This window comes from Microcoleus sp. PH2017_34_RAT_O_A (assembly GCF_020737885.1).
In the GTDB taxonomy this organism is placed as follows: Bacteria; Cyanobacteriota; Cyanobacteriia; order Cyanobacteriales; family Microcoleaceae; genus Microcoleus.
The window spans coordinates 26,396-44,286 of the sequence record NZ_JAEQDD010000098.1 but is presented as its reverse complement, the minus strand read 5'-3'; the positions used below and the strand labels follow the sequence as shown (position 1 = coordinate 44,286).

Sequence of the window (17,891 nt, the reverse complement as noted above, 5' to 3'; positions counted from 1 at the left end):
GGGATGAGTACAAACCTGAATTACTGATTTCCAGGAACGTCATTTGCGTCATTCTCTGGATCATCGGAAATGTCTGGTTTGTGTTCGGGTAAATTTTCTGATCGGCTTTGTGTGACTCCTATAGATTCGTACTCTTCATGAATAGCCGAATCAATTGCCGCCAACCTTTTAGGATTGGCGTCCCACTGGTTGAGAATGTCTTTAATTAGCACTTCCCTAATCCAAACTTGAGCGACAACTGTGAGGGGAAGGGCTAGCAATAAGCCTAAAAATCCAAAAAATGTGGCGAAGAATACTTGAGCTATTAAAGTTACTGCTGGCAGCAGCGATACTTGCTGTGCCATGACGTAGGGGGTGAGGATGTTGCTTTCAAACTGTTGAATTAGAAAGTAAAGAATGAGGACTAAACCTGATTTTAAGGGAGAGTCTAAAAGTGCGATCGTCATTGGCGGAATGACGCTAATAGTAGGGCCAATATTCGGAATCAAGTTCAGAAATCCTGCTACTACAGCGTGAGCTAACGGTAGGGGAACTTGCAAAACTGACAAACCAATTAAGCTCAAAAAAGCAATCACACTCATGCTAATTAAAGCGCCGATGACCCATCTACCGAGAGCTATTTCGCATTCATCTAAAATACCCTCGATTCGCCGCCGATAAAAAGAGGGAAATAGTTGTGTAAATGCTTTGCGGTAAGATAGGGGATCTGCTAAAGTCATCAAGGTCAAAACTAAGACTAACAAAAAACTCAGGATAACGCCTAATGTATTGCCGACAAATGCTCCTGCACCGCCAACGAGTTGGTTGAATAAAGGTTGCAGTTGCCGCATAATGTCGTTAACATCAAGATTTGGCAGGCGCTGGCCTAGTTGTCCCGAGAAGCGAGTTTCGATTTGATCTACCCAATCATTTAATCTTGCTATTCCTTGAGGAGCTCTTTGGGTAAGTTGTTGGAATTGCAGGGCGAAGGGCGGTACAATTATCAGGAACAAGCCTACGAAGACGAGGAATAAGAAGCTAATTGAGCACAGTACGGCGATCGACCTTTTGAGTCGGAATTTTTTTTGTAAGTAGCGTGCTAGTTTGTTTAAGGCCGTGGCTAAGACGATGGCGGCAAACAGCAGCAGTAGCGCTTGCCTGATTTGCCAGAGGATGTAACAAGATGCGATGAGGGCTAATAAGCCCATCCACTGTCCTAGCTTCATGCGATTTTTGGATATTATAACGGGAATTGCCGACCTTGCTTTAGACGCTTTTGCAATCGCGTCTCTACAAGATAGCTTAAATGCGATCGCCTCTTTACAATATACTCCTACAACGCAGCCTCTTCAATTCCCTTTCGCGAACACCTGCTGCGCTGTCAGATTCAATTTTGGGAAAGTTGGCGACTCAATCACCTCAGCCCCTCGGAACAGTTTAACTTGGTATTCCCCATCAATTAGTTGGTAAACCGAAAAAGTTGGTTGCTTAGGATTGCCGATAAACCGTCTCCCGCCCAATCCTAGATAGTCTATAATCCAATATTCTTGGATGCCCATTGACTCGTAAGCCTCTAGTTTGCGGGCATAATCATCCTCCCAGTTAGTGCTAGTTACTTCTACGATTAGGGGAACTGATGAACCCATTGTAATAATTGATGATTTCTCCCATCGCGGCTCGTTTCCAATGGTTTGTTCGTTGAGTACAATAATATCTGGTTCATAACCAGATTCCTCGCGCATGGGTTTGATGACGGCTTCTTTCGGGATGAAGTAGGGTAAATTAAGACGCTCAATCTCAATTCCTACCTTCAGCGAGGTAAAACCTGCTACTTTAGAATGCTTGCCTGTTGCTTTTGGCATTTCAACAATTTCTCCGTTGTGTAGTTCATAGTGACATCCTGAATTCTCAGGATACCAGTCAATGAATTCATCGAATGTTACTAATTCAGTTATGGTTTGAATCATGGTGAGTGCCTTGAGTTTGGTTGCGATCGTCCTAACGTATATTATATGACTTGTAGGGTGCGTCAGACGAACTTGTAGGGCGATTTTCGAGGGTTTCGGCTCTAAGGTTCGTAGTGAGGACTTTAGTCCTGATTCTGTCAAGGACTAAAGTCCTCACTACAAACTAATTTTATTGTCATCATTCGATCGGACTTGATATAAATCCCATCCAAAAAACCTCGCTGTCAACTGTCAACTATCAACTGTCAACTGTCAACTGTTTAAGTCTTTCTCGAACAACTCCTTGATAAAAACTCTCTAAAGCTGTCACGCAAACTTTATCATCAAACAGAAGAGCGTGTCGCTCACTCATGCGTTGTGAAATATCTCGCCGCCACTCTGAATCTAGACCCAACTTGACAGCAATTTCAATGTATTCCTCTTCGTTTTGGGCAATTGTCTCTGTTACTCCCAGCATCTTGAGAAAGCTATAAGCGTGCAGTCCCCGCATAAATTCTCCCGGACAAGTTACTATAGGTAAATTGCAGGCGATCGCCTCCAAAGACGTATTTCCCCCCGACCAAGTGAAAGTATCCAAGAAAACATCGGCAAGAAAGTTCATGGCTATATACTCTTGTCGAGTTGCAATCGCTCGAAATACACAGTAATCTTCGCTATCGAGGTTAACAGCAGCAAAAGCCCGCTTGAGCCGTTTTCGCAAAAGTTCACCGCGCGGAAAAATAAACTGAGCTTGCGGAACGTGGCGGGCAATTTCTGCTAAAATAAAATCATATTGCGGTAAGTATTTGAAAGGAGCTTGGCAGCAAAAGTAAATTATTGCATCTTCTCGCAGGTCAAAATCTAAGCGACTGTTGTTTAATTCTCCCACGAGTGGTTTTGGGTAGGAAACCCCAATATTAGGCAACTTAACTAAGGTTTCTGAGTAATGCAATTGTGCATTTTCCGGTTCCATCAATTGGCTGGAAATAAAATAGTCAACTGTGGGTAAACCAGAGGTTACAGGATGTCCCCACGCCGAACATTGCACGGGTGCGAGGCGCAAAGCTGCTATTTGGACAGTTGGTGCATCCATCCCAATTTCCGGGAAGACAAGAATGTGCAATTTGTCATCAATAATTTGTTGGCATACAGCTTCTAAGTTGTGAGGAATGTGGCGGAATACATGGCTGTATTCGCGAAATTGTTCTGTAATTAGATCGGGTTCGTTACCCGTGTAGTAACAGTAAATTTCTATTTTTTTCGTATCGGCATAGCGCAACCAGCCGGTCAACCATAAAGTGCCGCTGTAAGAATGCAAGTAACTAGAAACATAACCGACTCTAATTTTACCATTTTCCGGCAGCGGAGGCATCTGTCGCGGTTCCACCCACTGGGGATAGTTCGCCGCCATAATTTGATGCACTAAATTGGCATATTTTGATTGGGATTCCACAACATTGTGGGCTTGATAGGCTAGGTAGAAATTAGTGAAACTCTGCAAGCCGAAAAAAGCATTTATTTTTTCTTGTGGAGTTTTCAAAGATGTTTGCTGAATCAAGCTTTCTAATTCTCTGACAAATCTCTTCCGGTAAGTTTGAATTTCACGTAAACTATTGTAAACAATTGGCAATGTCAAGTGGCTAAAAAGTTTAAAGACGTATTCATTCGGGAGAATTTCTACGGCTATTTCTGCATTTGAAATAGCTTTTTTTGTTTGTCCGCTCTGCTGACAAATTTTGATTAGTTCAAAGTGCAGTTGTCCGGCTGTCTGGTAATAGCGAAGCCCGTGCTCAAGGATTGCGATAGCTGCTGAGATTTGATTAATTCTTCGCCAGCAATCGCTGAAGTTCAAAAATAGTGCTACATCTCCTACCTGGAATTGCGAAAATCTTTGATACTGCTTAATAGCTTCTTCATATCTTCCTTGATAGTAGAGTGTGTTAGCCAAATTCAGGGCCATTGATGCTGGTGATTCCAGCGTTATATGGCTAAGTCTATCCTGTTCCAATAATGGGATAATTTCTGCGCCGGACAAGGCTAGTGCTATTTGATTTTCCGCAGTCAACTTAATTCTATATTGAATTTGTGGCAGAAGAGTTTGCCACTGGCTTTGAGTGAGGTTTTCTAATAAAATAATTTCCGGTTCGACACTAGGATCTAAATCTTCTTCCATGCAAAGATTCATGAGAATCCCGGACAAAATTAAATCAGCGTCTAACTCAGAGTCTTCTGAAATTTCGGTGCTATCTATTAAAAGAGCTAGATTATGGCGATCGCGATGAGTGACAATACTTTTGATAATTGGTGCCAACTCTAAATATAGCAATTCTTCTGGTTGGCTCCAATCGGGGAAAATGAGCAAGTTTAAGGGTTTGAGATTCAAGGTGGTTAGATCCATGCGATCGTCTGTCCTGTATTGTTGGGTATTGTGGGGCTTTTGGTGTTGTGTGCGGCTGCTCAACTCCTACCTCGGCTGTTGTTGCCATGCCCGCCAGCCCAGAATCGCAGCTAGGATGATACTGGGGGTAAACACGGCGATGAGGGCGTTGAAGTCGGTTGAGGCTATGGATAGGCTGGGCCCTGCGTACTTGATGGCCAGGGAAAACGCTGCGGAGAAGGAGAATACTTTGAGGATGGGGCTGATGTTGGTGTTCATGGATGTGCTGGTTGGTTGTATAGTTAGGGATTGAGAGTATTATTGCAAGTATTGTGTTGCGGCTGCGATCGCGGGCGATCGTTTTTTGCGAGCGTAGGGTAAGATAAGTTTCGGTATTGTAACAGAGCAATTAGCGCAGCACAATTTAGAAGCATCAGGAGCGATTCAGAATGGATACCCAAGAATCAGAGTTAATAGAGAAAATTCGTCAGCAATTTGACAATGCCCCTTATCCTCGAATTCCCCTCGACCACTCTCCCAAAATTGACTATCAATCTCTGTACATTCATAACTTGGTAACAGCTTACTATTTAAGAAATCAAAAAGTTATACAAACTGACGGAAAAATTATTTTAGATGCAGGATGTGGTAGTGGCTGCAAGTCATTGGTTTTGGCTGAAGCAAATCCGGGATCCAAAATTGTTGGCATCGATTTATCCGAAGAGTCTGTTAAACTCGCTCGACAGCGCTTGCAATATCACGGCTTTGACAATGTTGAGTTTCATGCTCTGTCAATTGAGGATCTGCCTAGCTTAAATCAGCAGTTTGATTATATCAACTGTGACGAGGTGCTTTATCTCTTGCCAGACGCAGTTGTCGGATTGCAAGCCATGCAATCGGTTTTGAAACCGGATGGAATTATTCGGACTAACCTCCACAGTTCTCTACAGAGAAGTTCTTTCTTTGCCGTTCAAAAAGTTTTCAAAGTCATGGGATTGATGGATGATAATCCTAGAGAAATGGAGATAGAGCTAGCTAAAGAAATTATACAAAACCTCAAAGATGACGTGGCTATCAAAGCAAGAACCTGGAGTTCTCCTGCACAAAAAAACGAAGAATGGATGCTGGCTAACTATTTGCTACTGGGGGACAAAGGCTCTACAGTACCGGAAGTTTTTTCAGCATTAAAAGCTGCTGACTTAGAATTTATCAGTATGGTCTATTGGCGGTTGTGGGACTTGACGGATTTGTTCAAGGAGCCAAATGACTTACCTGCGTTTCTGGCAATGAGCTTGCCAGACATTACTGTGGAACAACGGCTGCACCTGTTTGAACTTTTACATCCAGTCCATCGTTTGATAGACTTCTGGTGCGGTCTGCCGAACCAAGCTCACTCGTTTGTACCTGTTTCGGAATGGACTGTGGCTGACTGGCAGCAGGCAAAGGTGCATTTGCATCCTCAGATCCGAACTCCCCAGTTAAAAGAAGAACTGATTAAATCTATCGCTAACCACAGTTCCTTCCAGATTAGCCGTTATGTCACTTCGCCAACCTTAGTGCCGATTTTGATAGAGAGCGGTATGGCAGCTTGCTTGCTGCCTCTGTGGGAGGGCGCGCAGCCTGCGATATCGTTAGCGGAGCGCTGGCTCAAGCTCAGACCCCTAGACCTTGCAACCCTGGAACCTGTTAGTCGGGAGAGGGCTTTCGATGAAATAAAGGAACTCTTGATGAGCCTAGAAGTCTTTATGTACGTGCTTTTGGAGCGTTATTGAGCTATCTGTACCTTTCACTGAGACTGCTAAAAACATTTTTACCAACAGTGATATGAAGTTGAGCAGAAGTGGGTAAGTTACATACAAGAGTTAGAAATCAAGCATCCCACCCTCTAGGAGAAACAACCAATGAAAACTGAATTTAAAGCCAGATTCCTGCAACACCTCAATCAAAAAAGACAAGATAAGGGTTTTACCCTGATTGAACTGCTGGTCGTTATCATCATCATCGGTATTCTGTCTGCTATTGCTTTGCCCTCCTTCCTCAACCAAGCGAACAAAGCCAAGCAGTCAGAGGCCAAGCAGTACGCTGGTTCAATGAACCGCGCCCAGCAGGCAGGGTTTGCTGAAAACGGCAAATTTGTCGGTTTCGTTCCTGCGTTAGGGCTTGGCATTAAAACTCAGACTCAGAACTACAAATATAGTATTGCCCCAGCAGCAACACAGGCAGAGCCAACTCTTGCTACGACTACCACTGCTGTAGGAAATATAGCACACGGTCAAAGCAACGTACTCAAATCTTACATAGGGGCGGTAGCACTAATTGCACAAGGTGGTGCTGAGAAAACTAGCACCGCAGTCCTGTGCGAGAGTACAGCAGCAGGCGTTGGTCTGCCGACTGGCCCAGCGGATGCTGCGGATATTACTGCTGAAAACATAAAATGTAATAATACCAGTTGGACAATAGTGTCCAAGTAGATAGTTTCCGATTTAGCAATGTGTCAAAGTTGGTATTGTTCCTGCAAGCCTAATTTGAACATTATCATCAAACAATGGGTAGTGTAGCTGACACTACCCATTGTTATTGAATGACGAATTTACCTGAGATAGATATTCAGAAAAGATCGGACTGATACGCTACTATGACAATTTATTTGCAAAATATTTCATCAGATAGTCGCGCTCATTGGCAGCAACAGGCTAATCAATATTTAATTCAAGGAAATTACACTCAGGCTGAAAATTTATACGAGCAAGCAATTGCAGCGGAGCCGGAAGTCAAGTCCCACTACTGGCACTTGGGGTTGATGCTGTTGTTGCAGGGGCAAGAGATGGAAGCTCAAACAACTTGGCTGCTGGGAATGGCCGACGGGGAAGCGGAACAAGTTGATGAATGGACTGCTCAACTTTTAGATGTGCTGCAAACGGAAGCCGATCGCCGAGAGGGCTTGGCAGACTATTCGCTTGCTTGGGCGATCCGACAGCACATCCGGGAAATAAATCCGGCAGATGTTGACAACCTGTTGCGCGCGATCGAGATTTCTATCCAGCTTGAGACTTTTACACCAGATGAACTGACTTCTACAGGCTTGATTGAAATGCTGGAGTTGGAGCCTGGGATGGTTGCCGCCGACACAGTTCGATTGATGCGAGTGCTGCAAAGGGTTTTGAACTGCGTTTCTGCACACCCGTCCGCCTGGAAGTTTGCAGAAACCTGTATAGCTCACGTCCGCGAGCCTCAAACTTATATTAACATTATTATTGAAACTTGTGTTGAACTTGGGTACATCTTAAAGTTAACTAGATTGGCAATAAACTATATTGAATTGGGTTTGCGTTTAGCTCCCAATCAGCCAGAGTTAGTTCGCCACAAGGCTTGTTTTTATCAAAATTTAGGTGAATTCGACGAAGGCATAGAAACAGCGAAGCTTTTCTATTCATTACAACAAGACTTACCCGCCAAAGTTTACGCTACTCACTTGATTTTACGAGGGTTGATGAGTGCCGGCGGATATTGGGCAGAAGCGCTCACAACGCTCGATCGGCTCCACTCGCTCCTAGAATTGCTAATAGCTGAATGTCCGACCTCGCTGTCATCCTCTACAGTCTGCGACTTGTTCGTTACCAGCTTTTTTTCCCCGTATTTTCAGGACGATCCGAAAACTAACAGAAAAATAGGCAACCAATTGGCTCAACTGTGCCAGAGCAACGTTCAAAACTATGCTAAGGATGAGATAGAGGGATACCGGCAGCGACAGTTATTTCGCAAGAGCCTTGGTGTTTCTGGCAGGCCTCTGAAGATTGGCTACCTATCCCATTGCTTGAGGAGACATTCTGTGGGCTGGCTAGCGCGATGGCTGTTTCAGCATCACGATCGGGATAAATTTCAAATTCATGCCTACTTTATCGGCTACAAAGAGGAAGAACACTTTTTACAAAACTGGTATGTCAATCATGTTGATAAGCCGTATCGCTGCGGGATAGTCAGCACAAATATTGCCGAACAAATTGACAGAGATGAAATTGATATCTTGATCGATCTTGACAGTATTACTTTAGATGTGAACTGTGAAGTGATGGCAATGAAACCGGCACCGATACAAGTTACTTGGTTGGGTTGGGATGCTGTAGGATTGCCTGCAATTGACTATTTTATTGCCGATCCTTACGTTGTGCCGGAATCTGCTCAGGATGATTACAGTGAAAAAATTTGGCGATTGCCCCACACTTACATAGCTGTAGAAGGTTTTGAAGTGGGAGTACCGACTTTGCGCCGCGATATATTGAATATTCCGAGCAATGCAGTCGTATACCTCAGCAGCCAGACTGGCTACAAACGGCATCCAGATACAGCGCGACTCCAGGTGAAGATTTTGAAGCAAGTTCCTAACAGTTACTTTTTGATCAAAGGCGGGGCAGATCAAAAATCGATTCAAAAATTCTTTAACCAGTTAGCAGAAGAAGAGGGCTTGGAGGGCGATCGCCTGCGATTTTTGCCAGGAGTTTCTTCAGAGGAAGTTCACCGAGCTAACTTAGGTATTGCAGATGTAGTTCTGGATACTTATCCCTATAACGGAGCCACAACCACTCTAGAAACTCTTTGGATGTGCATTCCCTTGGTGACGCGAGTCGGGCAGCAGTTTGCGGCGCGCAACAGCTACACTATGATGATGAATGCAGGGGTGACAGAGGGTATTGCTTGGACTGATGAAGAATATGTGGAATGGGGAATTCGTTTAGGGAAAGATGCTGCTTTGCGGCAGCAAATTTCGTGGAAACTTCGGCAGTCAAGGCAAACTTCTCCCCTTTGGAATGCTCAGCATTTTACTCGCGAGATGGAAAAAGCCTACGAGCAAATGTGGGAAATTTATCTTCTAAGCTAGCATTATTGAATTGCCTTTCCAAAGGGGATGATTTTAATGACGTTGCTGCTGCATAGGAATATCTTCAATCAAAAGTTGATTGTTGAGCGGCTGTCTTGAGGCAATAAATACCGATCTTGTCAAAATTTCTGTAGGTGGAGGTGAAATCCAATCTATAGGAAACTCTTCGTGATTGGGTTGAGTAATTGGCATATAAACAAAGTTAAAGTATTGCTTCAGTTGGTTGTATACCCACTGCCTGGTAGGTTGGCATCCCTGACCTGATATTGCTTGTGATGGACTCTCTGCCGGTTCTACACAAGGATTGATCGATTCTTCATCCTCAAATGATACACAGGTCTCCAGCAGTAGCATATCTTTGCAGCACTGAGCCATGAACTCGATCGCCTGAGTCGGTTTTTGTAGGTGATACAACACCCCGTAGCAATAAATGATATCGAACTGCCGATTCATTGTTAAATCGGGTTGATCTAGGTTTAGATGCTTTACCTCTAGATTGGGATAGCGGGCAATCAAAATTTCTAGATTACCAGGTCTTGCTTCTGTCGTGACAACTTGACAGGCCCGGTCTAGAAAAAAGCTTGTATGGTCGCCAATTCCTGCTCCAACTTCCAGTACAGTTTTAGCAGCTATATCTAATCCCAAGCTCGCAAGATGCTCCAATCGTCTTTGGTTGTGTCGCTGCACGAAGAGTTGGCTAGAGCGATCGGATTGAAACATAGCTATTGGAGAAATCGACTGCTGATTTAGCGGTTGACTTGCCTGGAATGAGACAACATCGCGATCGCTAATGTAATCTTGAATTCTTGCCACGACAGCGAGGGAACCCAGTCCTTGGCTGACAAGCTCTGGAAATTGAGCCAAACTCTCAACGATATTGTTGGCAAAGTTATAGTTAGGGTTGTTGCCGTACTCCAAAGTTAAATACTCTAGTAACTCCAGGGCATAGTCTGGAAAATCCAGAAGATCCGCGAGGCAAGCTAACTTGAGAATTTTATGCGGTGTTTTTAAGGGGCTGTCAAGGTCATGTTGAATTAAGTCCCGAAAATAAAAAGCATCTCCCCAAAGCAATTGACCGTTCCGAACTGCCGAGCCAATAGGTGTTCTAGCACGAAGCCGATATGCTTGTTCTAAATCAAACAGTGTAAAACCTTGTTTTCTAAGATGGGTGTCAACATCAGCAAACAGAGGCTGATCTGAGTATAAGTGTGAAAATTCTACTTCAGACTGAACCGCTAGAACACTTCGGTTTAAAATTTCACAAGCACCTTCTAAAACCTGAAGTTCTGCACCTTGAACATCAATTTGCAGGAAATCTATTTCATCAATTCCTTCCTGCTGGCAAAACTCATCTAAAGTGGTGGTTTCAAGTTCAATACAAAAATCTAAGTTGACAAGTTCGGGTAGTCCAGAAAAACGCTCCAAGTAAGGTTCATTAGGTGGATAAAGCGAACTGCACATGGGATGTTGTGTGACATAAAGTGTAGATTCACCTACAGACTTTGCTAAGGCTAGAGGAATATGTTTTTCAGTCCAATTGACTTGTCGCGCTTCAAGGTCAGCATTGGCTGCTTCGCAAGCATCTGCATCTGCATCAAAACCGTAAATAGTCAGCCGAGGTGCAAAAATATTCCATCCCTGGCTGCCGTAGTCATCTTCGCTTGTTAATTTACGACAGCCAATATTACAGAGTGTCATGTAAATCCGGTCTAAATGACCGCTTTTTTTCAAACTGTTGAGAAAAACAGGCATAAGGAATCCCTTTGAATTATGAAAAATTTTCGGATAGATTTAGAGATTGTAAATGATTAAGATGCCTAGGTAAAGCGATGACATTGAGATTTCCTTGCAAATCTCCAGCAGACTCTACAGGAAGCAGCTTTTGCAGATAAGGTTGATAGATAAATAATCGATATCCTCTACCTCTGAGATAATCGGCAGCAGCTAGATTGCTGCGTTGACCTACGTCGGTATTTTCATAAAGGATTGCAGGAGAAAATTCAGACAAAATTTTGTCGCTGCCAGTCAATACAGAGATTTCATGTCCTTCCGCATCTATTTTGATAAAATCTACTGTGCTTAGATTTTCTGTTTCAATTAGGCTGTCGAGAGTAAAGCAGGTAACATCTTCAAAAGTACCGGGTTCCATTTTTTCGGCAGATTCGCCAACCACAATTTTGTTTAGTTCACTGGCAAGAGAAAGAGACAACCGAGCTTTTCCTGCGCGATCGCTCGCAGCGCCCGCGCAGACTGTCACCCAGTCAAAGTTGCCGATTTTACAGCTTTCTTGCAGACAGCGAACGCAGCTTGAAAAAGGTTCGACTGCTAAAACACGACCCTTAGATCCTACGCGGCGAGCAGCACTAAAGGTGTACACTCCCACATTCGCACCCACATCTATAATAGTCATGCCTGGTTCGATCGAATTGCGCCAAAATTCCATTTCTTTTTCAAACCAGTCTCCTTCTGAAATCAATACCCCAGTCGCATAACTTTGGAAATTTGATTCAACCGCCAATAAAATTTGACCTTCAAATGGCACGTAAGTGAAATAACTTTCCAATTTTAACTCTGTCCATCTCCAATCGAGAGAATGAGTTTGATTTTTGCATACATTGCGAGCATAATTTAGCCAGTAATTTGCTTTTTCTGTCTGTTCTAAATTTTTGTATGCGAGGTAGAGTGCTTGCAAAATCGGTGCTGAATCGGGAGCTTTCTGTCTAGCGCGGTGCAGGTATAACAACCCTTCCCATAAATTGTTGATCAAGCTCGATATTCCGAGCGTTAAATTGATCGAAATGGAATCCGGGAAAACTTGAGCTGCTAAGTGTTTGATGAAAAGTCCTCGGGTGTTGTAAGAGACAAGCAGTGACCGACACAGCACTTCTGTCAACAACATAACCGCTTGAGTATAACCCTCTTTTGCTTGTATAATTTGAGTAATATTTTCGTTCCGGTAACTTCTCAAACTGTTATCCTTTTCAGGAATATATACAATTGCTGGCAGAATTTTATCAACCGAGCTATCAGCATAGTGCAGAGTATCGATAAAGGATGCTAGCGAAATTTGACTGGATTCTAATATTTCTCCGGTCATGGCAAGCACTACAGCAAGATGAGCCGTACAGAGAGGATGCTCCCGCAACTCTACTCCTCTATTTAAAGCTTCTAATGCCATATTAAAATAGAGTTCCTTAACCGATAAGTCCGGACACTTTTCGGCTTGAATCAAGGCCACAACAGCAAAATTATTCAAATCTGCTGCGGATACAGGATTGTCCCAAGATGTAGTTTCAAGACTTGACTTTATGCGCAACCAAGTATTTAAATCTAGAGTCGGACAATTTGTTTTAATATATTCTAAGTAGCAATCTACCGGTGATTGTTCTTGAAAATCATTTTCTGTTTGAGGATCTGTCAGAGATTCTAGCTCGGGAGAAATGAACTTCCAATCTCCTTCTTCTGACAAAACAGCTCGCCTGTTGCTGAAGCTATCTAGCTCGCAGGAAAGCAGGCTTTCTGCTTTGACGGCTGCGATCGCCTGTTCATTTTCGTTTTCCAAAGCAAGTCTAGCTTGGATGCGGCCGAGCAGAACATCCCACTGCCTTGGCTCCAAATTTCCCACTAACGATATTTCAGCAGATTCAGTAACGTCTAAATCTTCCTCCATCAACAGATTCATCGCAACGCCCGATAAAGCCAGATTTGCCTCTTCCTCAGAAATGTTGGCAGTATCTACGAGTAATGTCATCTTCATTCTGTCAGGGTGAGTGGCGATCGCCCTAATCGCTTTAATCAAATCAGTGGCAATAGACTCTTCTGATGCTGACCAATCTGGGAAAACGATTAAATTAATTTTCCTCAGCTTTAAAGCTTGAAAAGCAGCATATATCAACGTCGTGCTAACTATCCTTGCCATTTTTGACCAAGAAAACTTTTTCGCTTGTTCTAGTCCTTCTGCGATTAAAGCCCTGCGGACATCTGGCTTTTGTACCTCGCAAAGTGCCTGTGCAAGCTCGTTAACGTCAGTATCGCTCACATATAAAGCTGCTTTACCCGCAACTTCAGGGATAGAAGCGTTAAGACAAGTAATGACAGGACATCCGCAAGCAATCGCTTCTAAAACTGGTAAACCAAAACCTTCATATTTTGAAGGATAAACGAGGGCAACGGCACCAGAGTAGGCGAAACTCAACTCGCGATCGCTAAGTTCCAGTATGTGGACGGCGCTACCGGATGTATATTCTCTAAACTCATCTTTAAATGGGAAACGTTTCCCCGTACAGACAATATCAAATGCTTGTCTTGTAGGAAGTTGACTAAAAGCTTGAAAGAATAAATCTGTATTTTTATGAACGTCTCCAGCACCTACCACAAGGAAATAAGGTTTGAATATGCCGTACCTAGTCTTAAAATAGGTAATTTCTTCTTGATTGGCTGGCGAAAAACTGCTGGCGACTCCACAATGAGCTACGGCGATCGACTCCGCAGCAATATTTGGGAAAAATTTGACTAAATCGGAAGCAGTATTTTGAGAAATCGCAATATAAGCTGATGCGTGGTTAATAGCGCGATGCTTTTCTCGCCACATGGGCTTGTCCAGGTTAGCTCCCCATATTTCGGGAAGCATATCATAAGCCATGAATACAGAGGTTGTGGCGATCGGGGTTGTGTAGTAAGTCGAGATAAATAAGTCAGCTTCCAGTTCGTCGCAAACTTGCTGTAGCATTCCGCGATCGGCATCTGTGCTGTCATAACTATAAGCGGGAACAGGACGGTAATTAATACCCGGTATTTTTGGTGCTGTTCCGGCGCGATCGAGCACAATAATATGCTTGGCAAAATCCTGATGCACCCACTCTTCTAGGAGCGATCGCCACACGCGAGCAATTCCCGTATTGTAAAGCTGGAAAAACACGCCGTCCACAACAATTTTGAGAGACTGTTCGGCAAGGGTAGTTTGCTTTTGCACCTTTTCTGGCTGCACAAAATGCCACTCATTGCTATCGTTGTCTCGCCGCGCGATCGGTGCTATTCCCAGCGCTTCTGCGGTATTAATCATCGTTCCATCTGACACCCAGGAAAAATAATTGCCTAGGCGCACGGGAAAACTCGTTGCAGCTTGCAGGGAAATCCATTCTGCCACTGCATTTTTGTAACCGTAATACCGTTGCTTAAACTGTAGTTGCTCAGGTGTCGCATAAGCAAAGTGTTGAAACACCAAGCCCAGTCTTTCTGTTTCTTCGTGAAGGAAAGGATTGACAGTAGCAATATCTCTAACTTCACCGTCTGCCAAAGGCTCAACTAAGGTGGGGGGTGAATGCCTTTTCCACCTAGCTCCCGGTTTATATCTCCAAGTCCGCAACCATTCCTGCTGAGGATGCTGAGAATAACAGTTGCGCGTGCTGACAGCCAGTTTTTCTCCGACAAAAAACCAGGACCAATAGTAAGCTGCTGTTTTTTCTGGATAATCTGCAAACATCTGCCGGACTGTACAAATCTGCTCAACCGTCCACAATTCATCTACATCTACTTGCCATAGCAAGCACTCCTCATTAATCATTTCCAGAGGTGCATTGACCATTTCTAGTTTTCCATCCCAGAAAACACCCGCTCCTTTCCGATAAATTGTTACATTCTCTGGATATAGCTGCGCGAGTTCATCTAAATATTCTGTTGTCCCGTCTTTGCTGCGGCCGTTGTCGTGAAGCTCGTCCGTAATTTGCCCGCCGAATTTAAGCATCCAAGCACTATCGTGTTTTTGCTCGGCTACGCCCTCAACAATATGCCAGTGCCACTTAAAAGGTAGTTGTTTAAATACTTCTATGTGGTAGCGGATAAAAGGCTGGCCGTTGAGGACGATCGTCAAAAAGTTAATTGGCATAGATTCTCGCAAAATTGGTTCGCTATTCCAGGGGTCAAATGGTATTAATTTTTCCGCCGACAAGTGCGGTCGAAAGAAAAATTTGCCTTTTTCATTTAGCATACAAGCTGCGAATGAAAATGAGCTATTTGAAATTGCTACAATATCGCACTGGCTCAACAAGTAAAAATCAGGATAAAACTCTGCTTGCGGTAACTCCAAACCTAAATCTTTTGCTGTGACGGGATTGTAATCCTCAAAATCACTTAAAACTTTTTCCGGTTCATCGCTGGCAATAAATAGTATCGGTTCATCCAGAGTTTCCCACAAACCTTTTAGCCATTCTCTGTACCATTCGCTCGGTGCGATGAAGAAATCGCTGTAGCCGTAGTCTCCCCGCCGCAAGTGCAAACCGACGATTGTTTTACCGCGCGATCGCAAACAATCCCAGGCTTCACTCATTTTCTTTTCTATTTCCGGCACCGGTTTGAACAGCGCCCTAAAATACTCCTTGTGCGCTGCATAATACCTTGTATGGTACTGAAAGTAACCCCAAAAATCCACATTTTTAAATATTTCTTTTGCATTAGGTATGCGAGCTTCTAAAAGGTTATTAGTTTCTTCGCTAACTACAGGTAAATGCTGAGATATGGGCATATCATTGCATCCAAAGAGATACTGGCCAATCCAAGCTGGTGTCTCTACCTTCAAGTTATGTTCTTTTGCATAAATTTTCAAGAAAGCATACTGAAATATTTGATTGGCAAACCGCCCGTTTCTGCCCAGCGTGGACATTGCAATTACTGGTTTTTTCACATAAAACGCATCGCCCCAAGATGGGTGGTAGGGTGTTGCAGTTGCAGCGCGATCGAAGCCGCACGTCTCTAAAAAATCATCAATGTCGTCAATTAAAGCACATCCTTCATAGAGTTCTTTATAATTGACTTCTGTGTTTATTGCTTCTATGTGTTGCAGAACATTGGTTGCTCCTTGCAAAGCCAAAAGCTCTGCACCTTGAATATCAATGTTTAATATATTAAAGTCGGCGGGATTAATTTGAAGTTCTTCTAAAAGTGTATCGAGAGTCCTCGACTCCACAACTACACGATCGACTTCCTTTATTTCTGGATAAATATCCTGATGATACTTCAATGGTAATATCGAACTGCTTTGATCCAGAGAAGTTACATATAATGTGCTTGTGCCGTTGATATTGCTAATTGCACAATTTACGGCTAGCGCGTTAGAAAAACCAGCTATATTCGTTTGCAAACGTTCAAAAACAGCAGGGTTTGCTTCAACAAATAGTACCCTTTCCACCCCCATCGTTTGATATGTTGCAATTTCCTTGCCTTCGTGCGCCCCAATGTGAATAACGCCGCGCGGTACAACAGAATGTTTTGTGCAAAGCTGCTGCAAATCGAGCAGTTTTGGTGCTTCACTAAAAATCAAAGCTGTGAACCTCTCGTTTACCGCTAAAAAGTTGCTATACTCGTAATTCTCATATTCTGGTGAAAACTGGGGTAAGGGTTGTAAAGCATTGGGCAGTATTTTAAAGATTGTGTAACGGAATTTTTGTAAATGCTCGAATACTTGTTTTAATGTAATGTTGGCATCGACAAATGTTCCGCCGTACTCAAACTGAATATAATCTACTTTGCCTTTCTGTAAAAGGTTAGTTGCTCCGCGAAGAACTTCTAGTTCCCCGCCTTCTGTATCAATTTTTAAGAAATTAATTCGCTTTATGCCCCTTGTTTGGACATAATCATCAAGGGTAGCGGTTAAAACTTGAAATGGCTGAGGCGACTGAATATTATACTGTTTTTCGATTTCAAATCGGCGGTGAAATGTACTCCATCCAGAAGATTTTTCGTAATAATAAAATTCCCTGATTTCCGGTTGGTGTGCTATTGCCAAGTTGTTTAACACGAGTTGACCGCTTTTAATCGGTTCAGCCAGGTTTTGTAGAAGTGTTTGATATATTGGCGGTGCTGGCTCAAACAAATGGATTTGAACGTCGGGGCAGATGTTTAATACTTGATTTGTCCAGCTACCTATGTTTGCGCCAATATCGAAAACCACATTACCGGAAGCAATAAAATTTTCGATAATTTTCAATTCATAGTTGTTGATAGATTCTCCGTTATTAAGATTATCCGCAGATACCTCAGTGGTTTGATTGTTTTCTTGCTGTTTCCGGCTGTTTGTATTGCCTAAACTTGCGATCGCATCTTGGCAATACCGAACAATTAGTTGTTTTGCCCGCAGTGGAACAGCAATAATTACATCATCAACAATTACAATATGCCTGCTGTTTTTTGCTGAATTCAACAAATTTAAGATGGCGCTAATATCCGGCCATTGTTGAGGTGAATGGGGCGCAGGTGGCGGAGATAAAAACAATCGGGCATCATCAATTAAAATAAAGTGTTCGCAGTCGGAGCGGTTGATTATTTCGATTTCTGCTAGCAAGGGGCACTCGTCGCTTTCCCCGTAAGTTAGCCCTCCGCTCCAATGAGCGTCAAGCCAGAATAAACTTGGACTTTCAAGCTGTGATAGTGTATTTTGAAGCAGGTTTCTGGTATCGCCGTACAGAAAGTCTATGTTTTTGATATGACCGTATTTTTCGGTAACTTTTTGATAAATGTCTTGAGAATACTCTATTGTAAAAACTTGGTCAAATACTTGGCTTGCCCAGTAGGCTGTATGGCCTTGATAAGTTCCTGTTTCAATGAAATTATTAATCCCGTAAACTTCTTTGAGTTTGTATATAATTTCGGTCGGCGGCCCCATGCGTACTATGCCCATATTCAATCCTTTTATGAAAGTAAGTCAGCCATTTGAATTATG

Annotated in this window: 8 protein-coding genes; 3 read left to right on the top strand and 5 right to left on the bottom strand. The window is 43.2% G+C overall.

From position 1 onward, the window contains the following. Positions 1–20 precede the first annotated feature (20 nt). The 3 genes from JGK11_RS26450 to JGK11_RS26440 form a co-directional block, all read right to left on the bottom strand. A complete protein-coding gene (locus tag JGK11_RS26450; protein ID WP_293193372.1) occupies positions 21–1,205 on the bottom strand; it encodes an AI-2E family transporter in 1,185 nt (394 codons plus the stop codon). Positions 1,206–1,328: 123 nt separating this feature from the next. Continuing rightward, a complete protein-coding gene (locus JGK11_RS26445; RefSeq protein ID WP_293193371.1) occupies positions 1,329–1,946 on the bottom strand; it encodes a Uma2 family endonuclease in 618 nt (205 codons plus the stop codon). Positions 1,947–2,184: 238 nt separating this feature from the next. Further along, positions 2,185–4,386 carry an O-linked N-acetylglucosamine transferase, SPINDLY family protein gene (locus tag JGK11_RS26440; protein ID WP_293213501.1) on the bottom strand — a complete coding sequence of 734 codons (2,202 nt, stop codon included), beginning with the start codon at positions 4,384–4,386 and terminating at the stop codon, positions 2,185–2,187. Between the two features lie 365 nt (positions 4,387–4,751). Here JGK11_RS26440 and JGK11_RS26435 point away from each other — a divergent pair, with 365 nt between their 5' ends. From JGK11_RS26435 to JGK11_RS26425, 3 genes are all read left to right on the top strand, one after another. Then, positions 4,752–6,074 (top strand): class I SAM-dependent methyltransferase, encoded by a 1,323-nt coding sequence (locus tag JGK11_RS26435; RefSeq protein ID WP_293205930.1) that lies wholly within the window; start codon positions 4,752–4,754, stop codon positions 6,072–6,074. Between the two features lie 129 nt (positions 6,075–6,203). After that, positions 6,204–6,773, top strand: a complete 570-nt coding sequence (locus tag JGK11_RS26430) for a type IV pilin-like G/H family protein (protein WP_293213498.1) — start codon at positions 6,204–6,206, stop codon at positions 6,771–6,773. Between the two features lie 164 nt (positions 6,774–6,937). Next, positions 6,938–9,178, top strand: a complete 2,241-nt coding sequence (locus tag JGK11_RS26425) for an O-linked N-acetylglucosamine transferase, SPINDLY family protein (protein WP_293213495.1) — start codon at positions 6,938–6,940, stop codon at positions 9,176–9,178. 33 nt (positions 9,179–9,211) lie between these two features. Here JGK11_RS26425 and JGK11_RS26420 read toward each other — a convergent pair whose 3' ends face one another. Both JGK11_RS26420 and JGK11_RS26415 read right to left on the bottom strand, forming a co-directional pair. Continuing rightward, positions 9,212–10,930: an FkbM family methyltransferase gene (locus tag JGK11_RS26420; protein WP_293213492.1), complete on the bottom strand. Its 1,719-nt coding sequence runs from the start codon at positions 10,928–10,930 to the stop codon at positions 9,212–9,214. 16 nt (positions 10,931–10,946) lie between these two features. After that, positions 10,947–17,834: an FkbM family methyltransferase gene (locus JGK11_RS26415; protein WP_293213514.1), complete on the bottom strand. Its 6,888-nt coding sequence runs from the start codon at positions 17,832–17,834 to the stop codon at positions 10,947–10,949. Between the last annotated feature and the right edge of the window lie 57 nt (positions 17,835–17,891).

Excerpts from the sequence above, each read along its gene's own strand:
- JGK11_RS26450 (WP_293193372.1), bottom strand. The coding sequence starts at position 1,205 with ATGAAGCTAGGACAGTGGATGGGCTTATTAGCCCTCATCGCATCTTGT.
- JGK11_RS26445 (WP_293193371.1), bottom strand. The coding sequence starts at position 1,946 with ATGATTCAAACCATAACTGAATTAGTAACATTCGATGAATTCATTGAC.
- JGK11_RS26435 (WP_293205930.1), top strand. The coding sequence starts at position 4,752 with ATGGATACCCAAGAATCAGAGTTAATAGAGAAAATTCGTCAGCAATTT.
- JGK11_RS26430 (WP_293213498.1), top strand. The coding sequence starts at position 6,204 with ATGAAAACTGAATTTAAAGCCAGATTCCTGCAACACCTCAATCAAAAA.
- JGK11_RS26425 (WP_293213495.1), top strand. The coding sequence starts at position 6,938 with ATGACAATTTATTTGCAAAATATTTCATCAGATAGTCGCGCTCATTGG.
- JGK11_RS26420 (WP_293213492.1), bottom strand. The coding sequence starts at position 10,930 with ATGCCTGTTTTTCTCAACAGTTTGAAAAAAAGCGGTCATTTAGACCGG.
- JGK11_RS26415 (WP_293213514.1), bottom strand. The coding sequence starts at position 17,834 with ATGGGGCCGCCGACCGAAATTATATACAAACTCAAAGAAGTTTACGGG.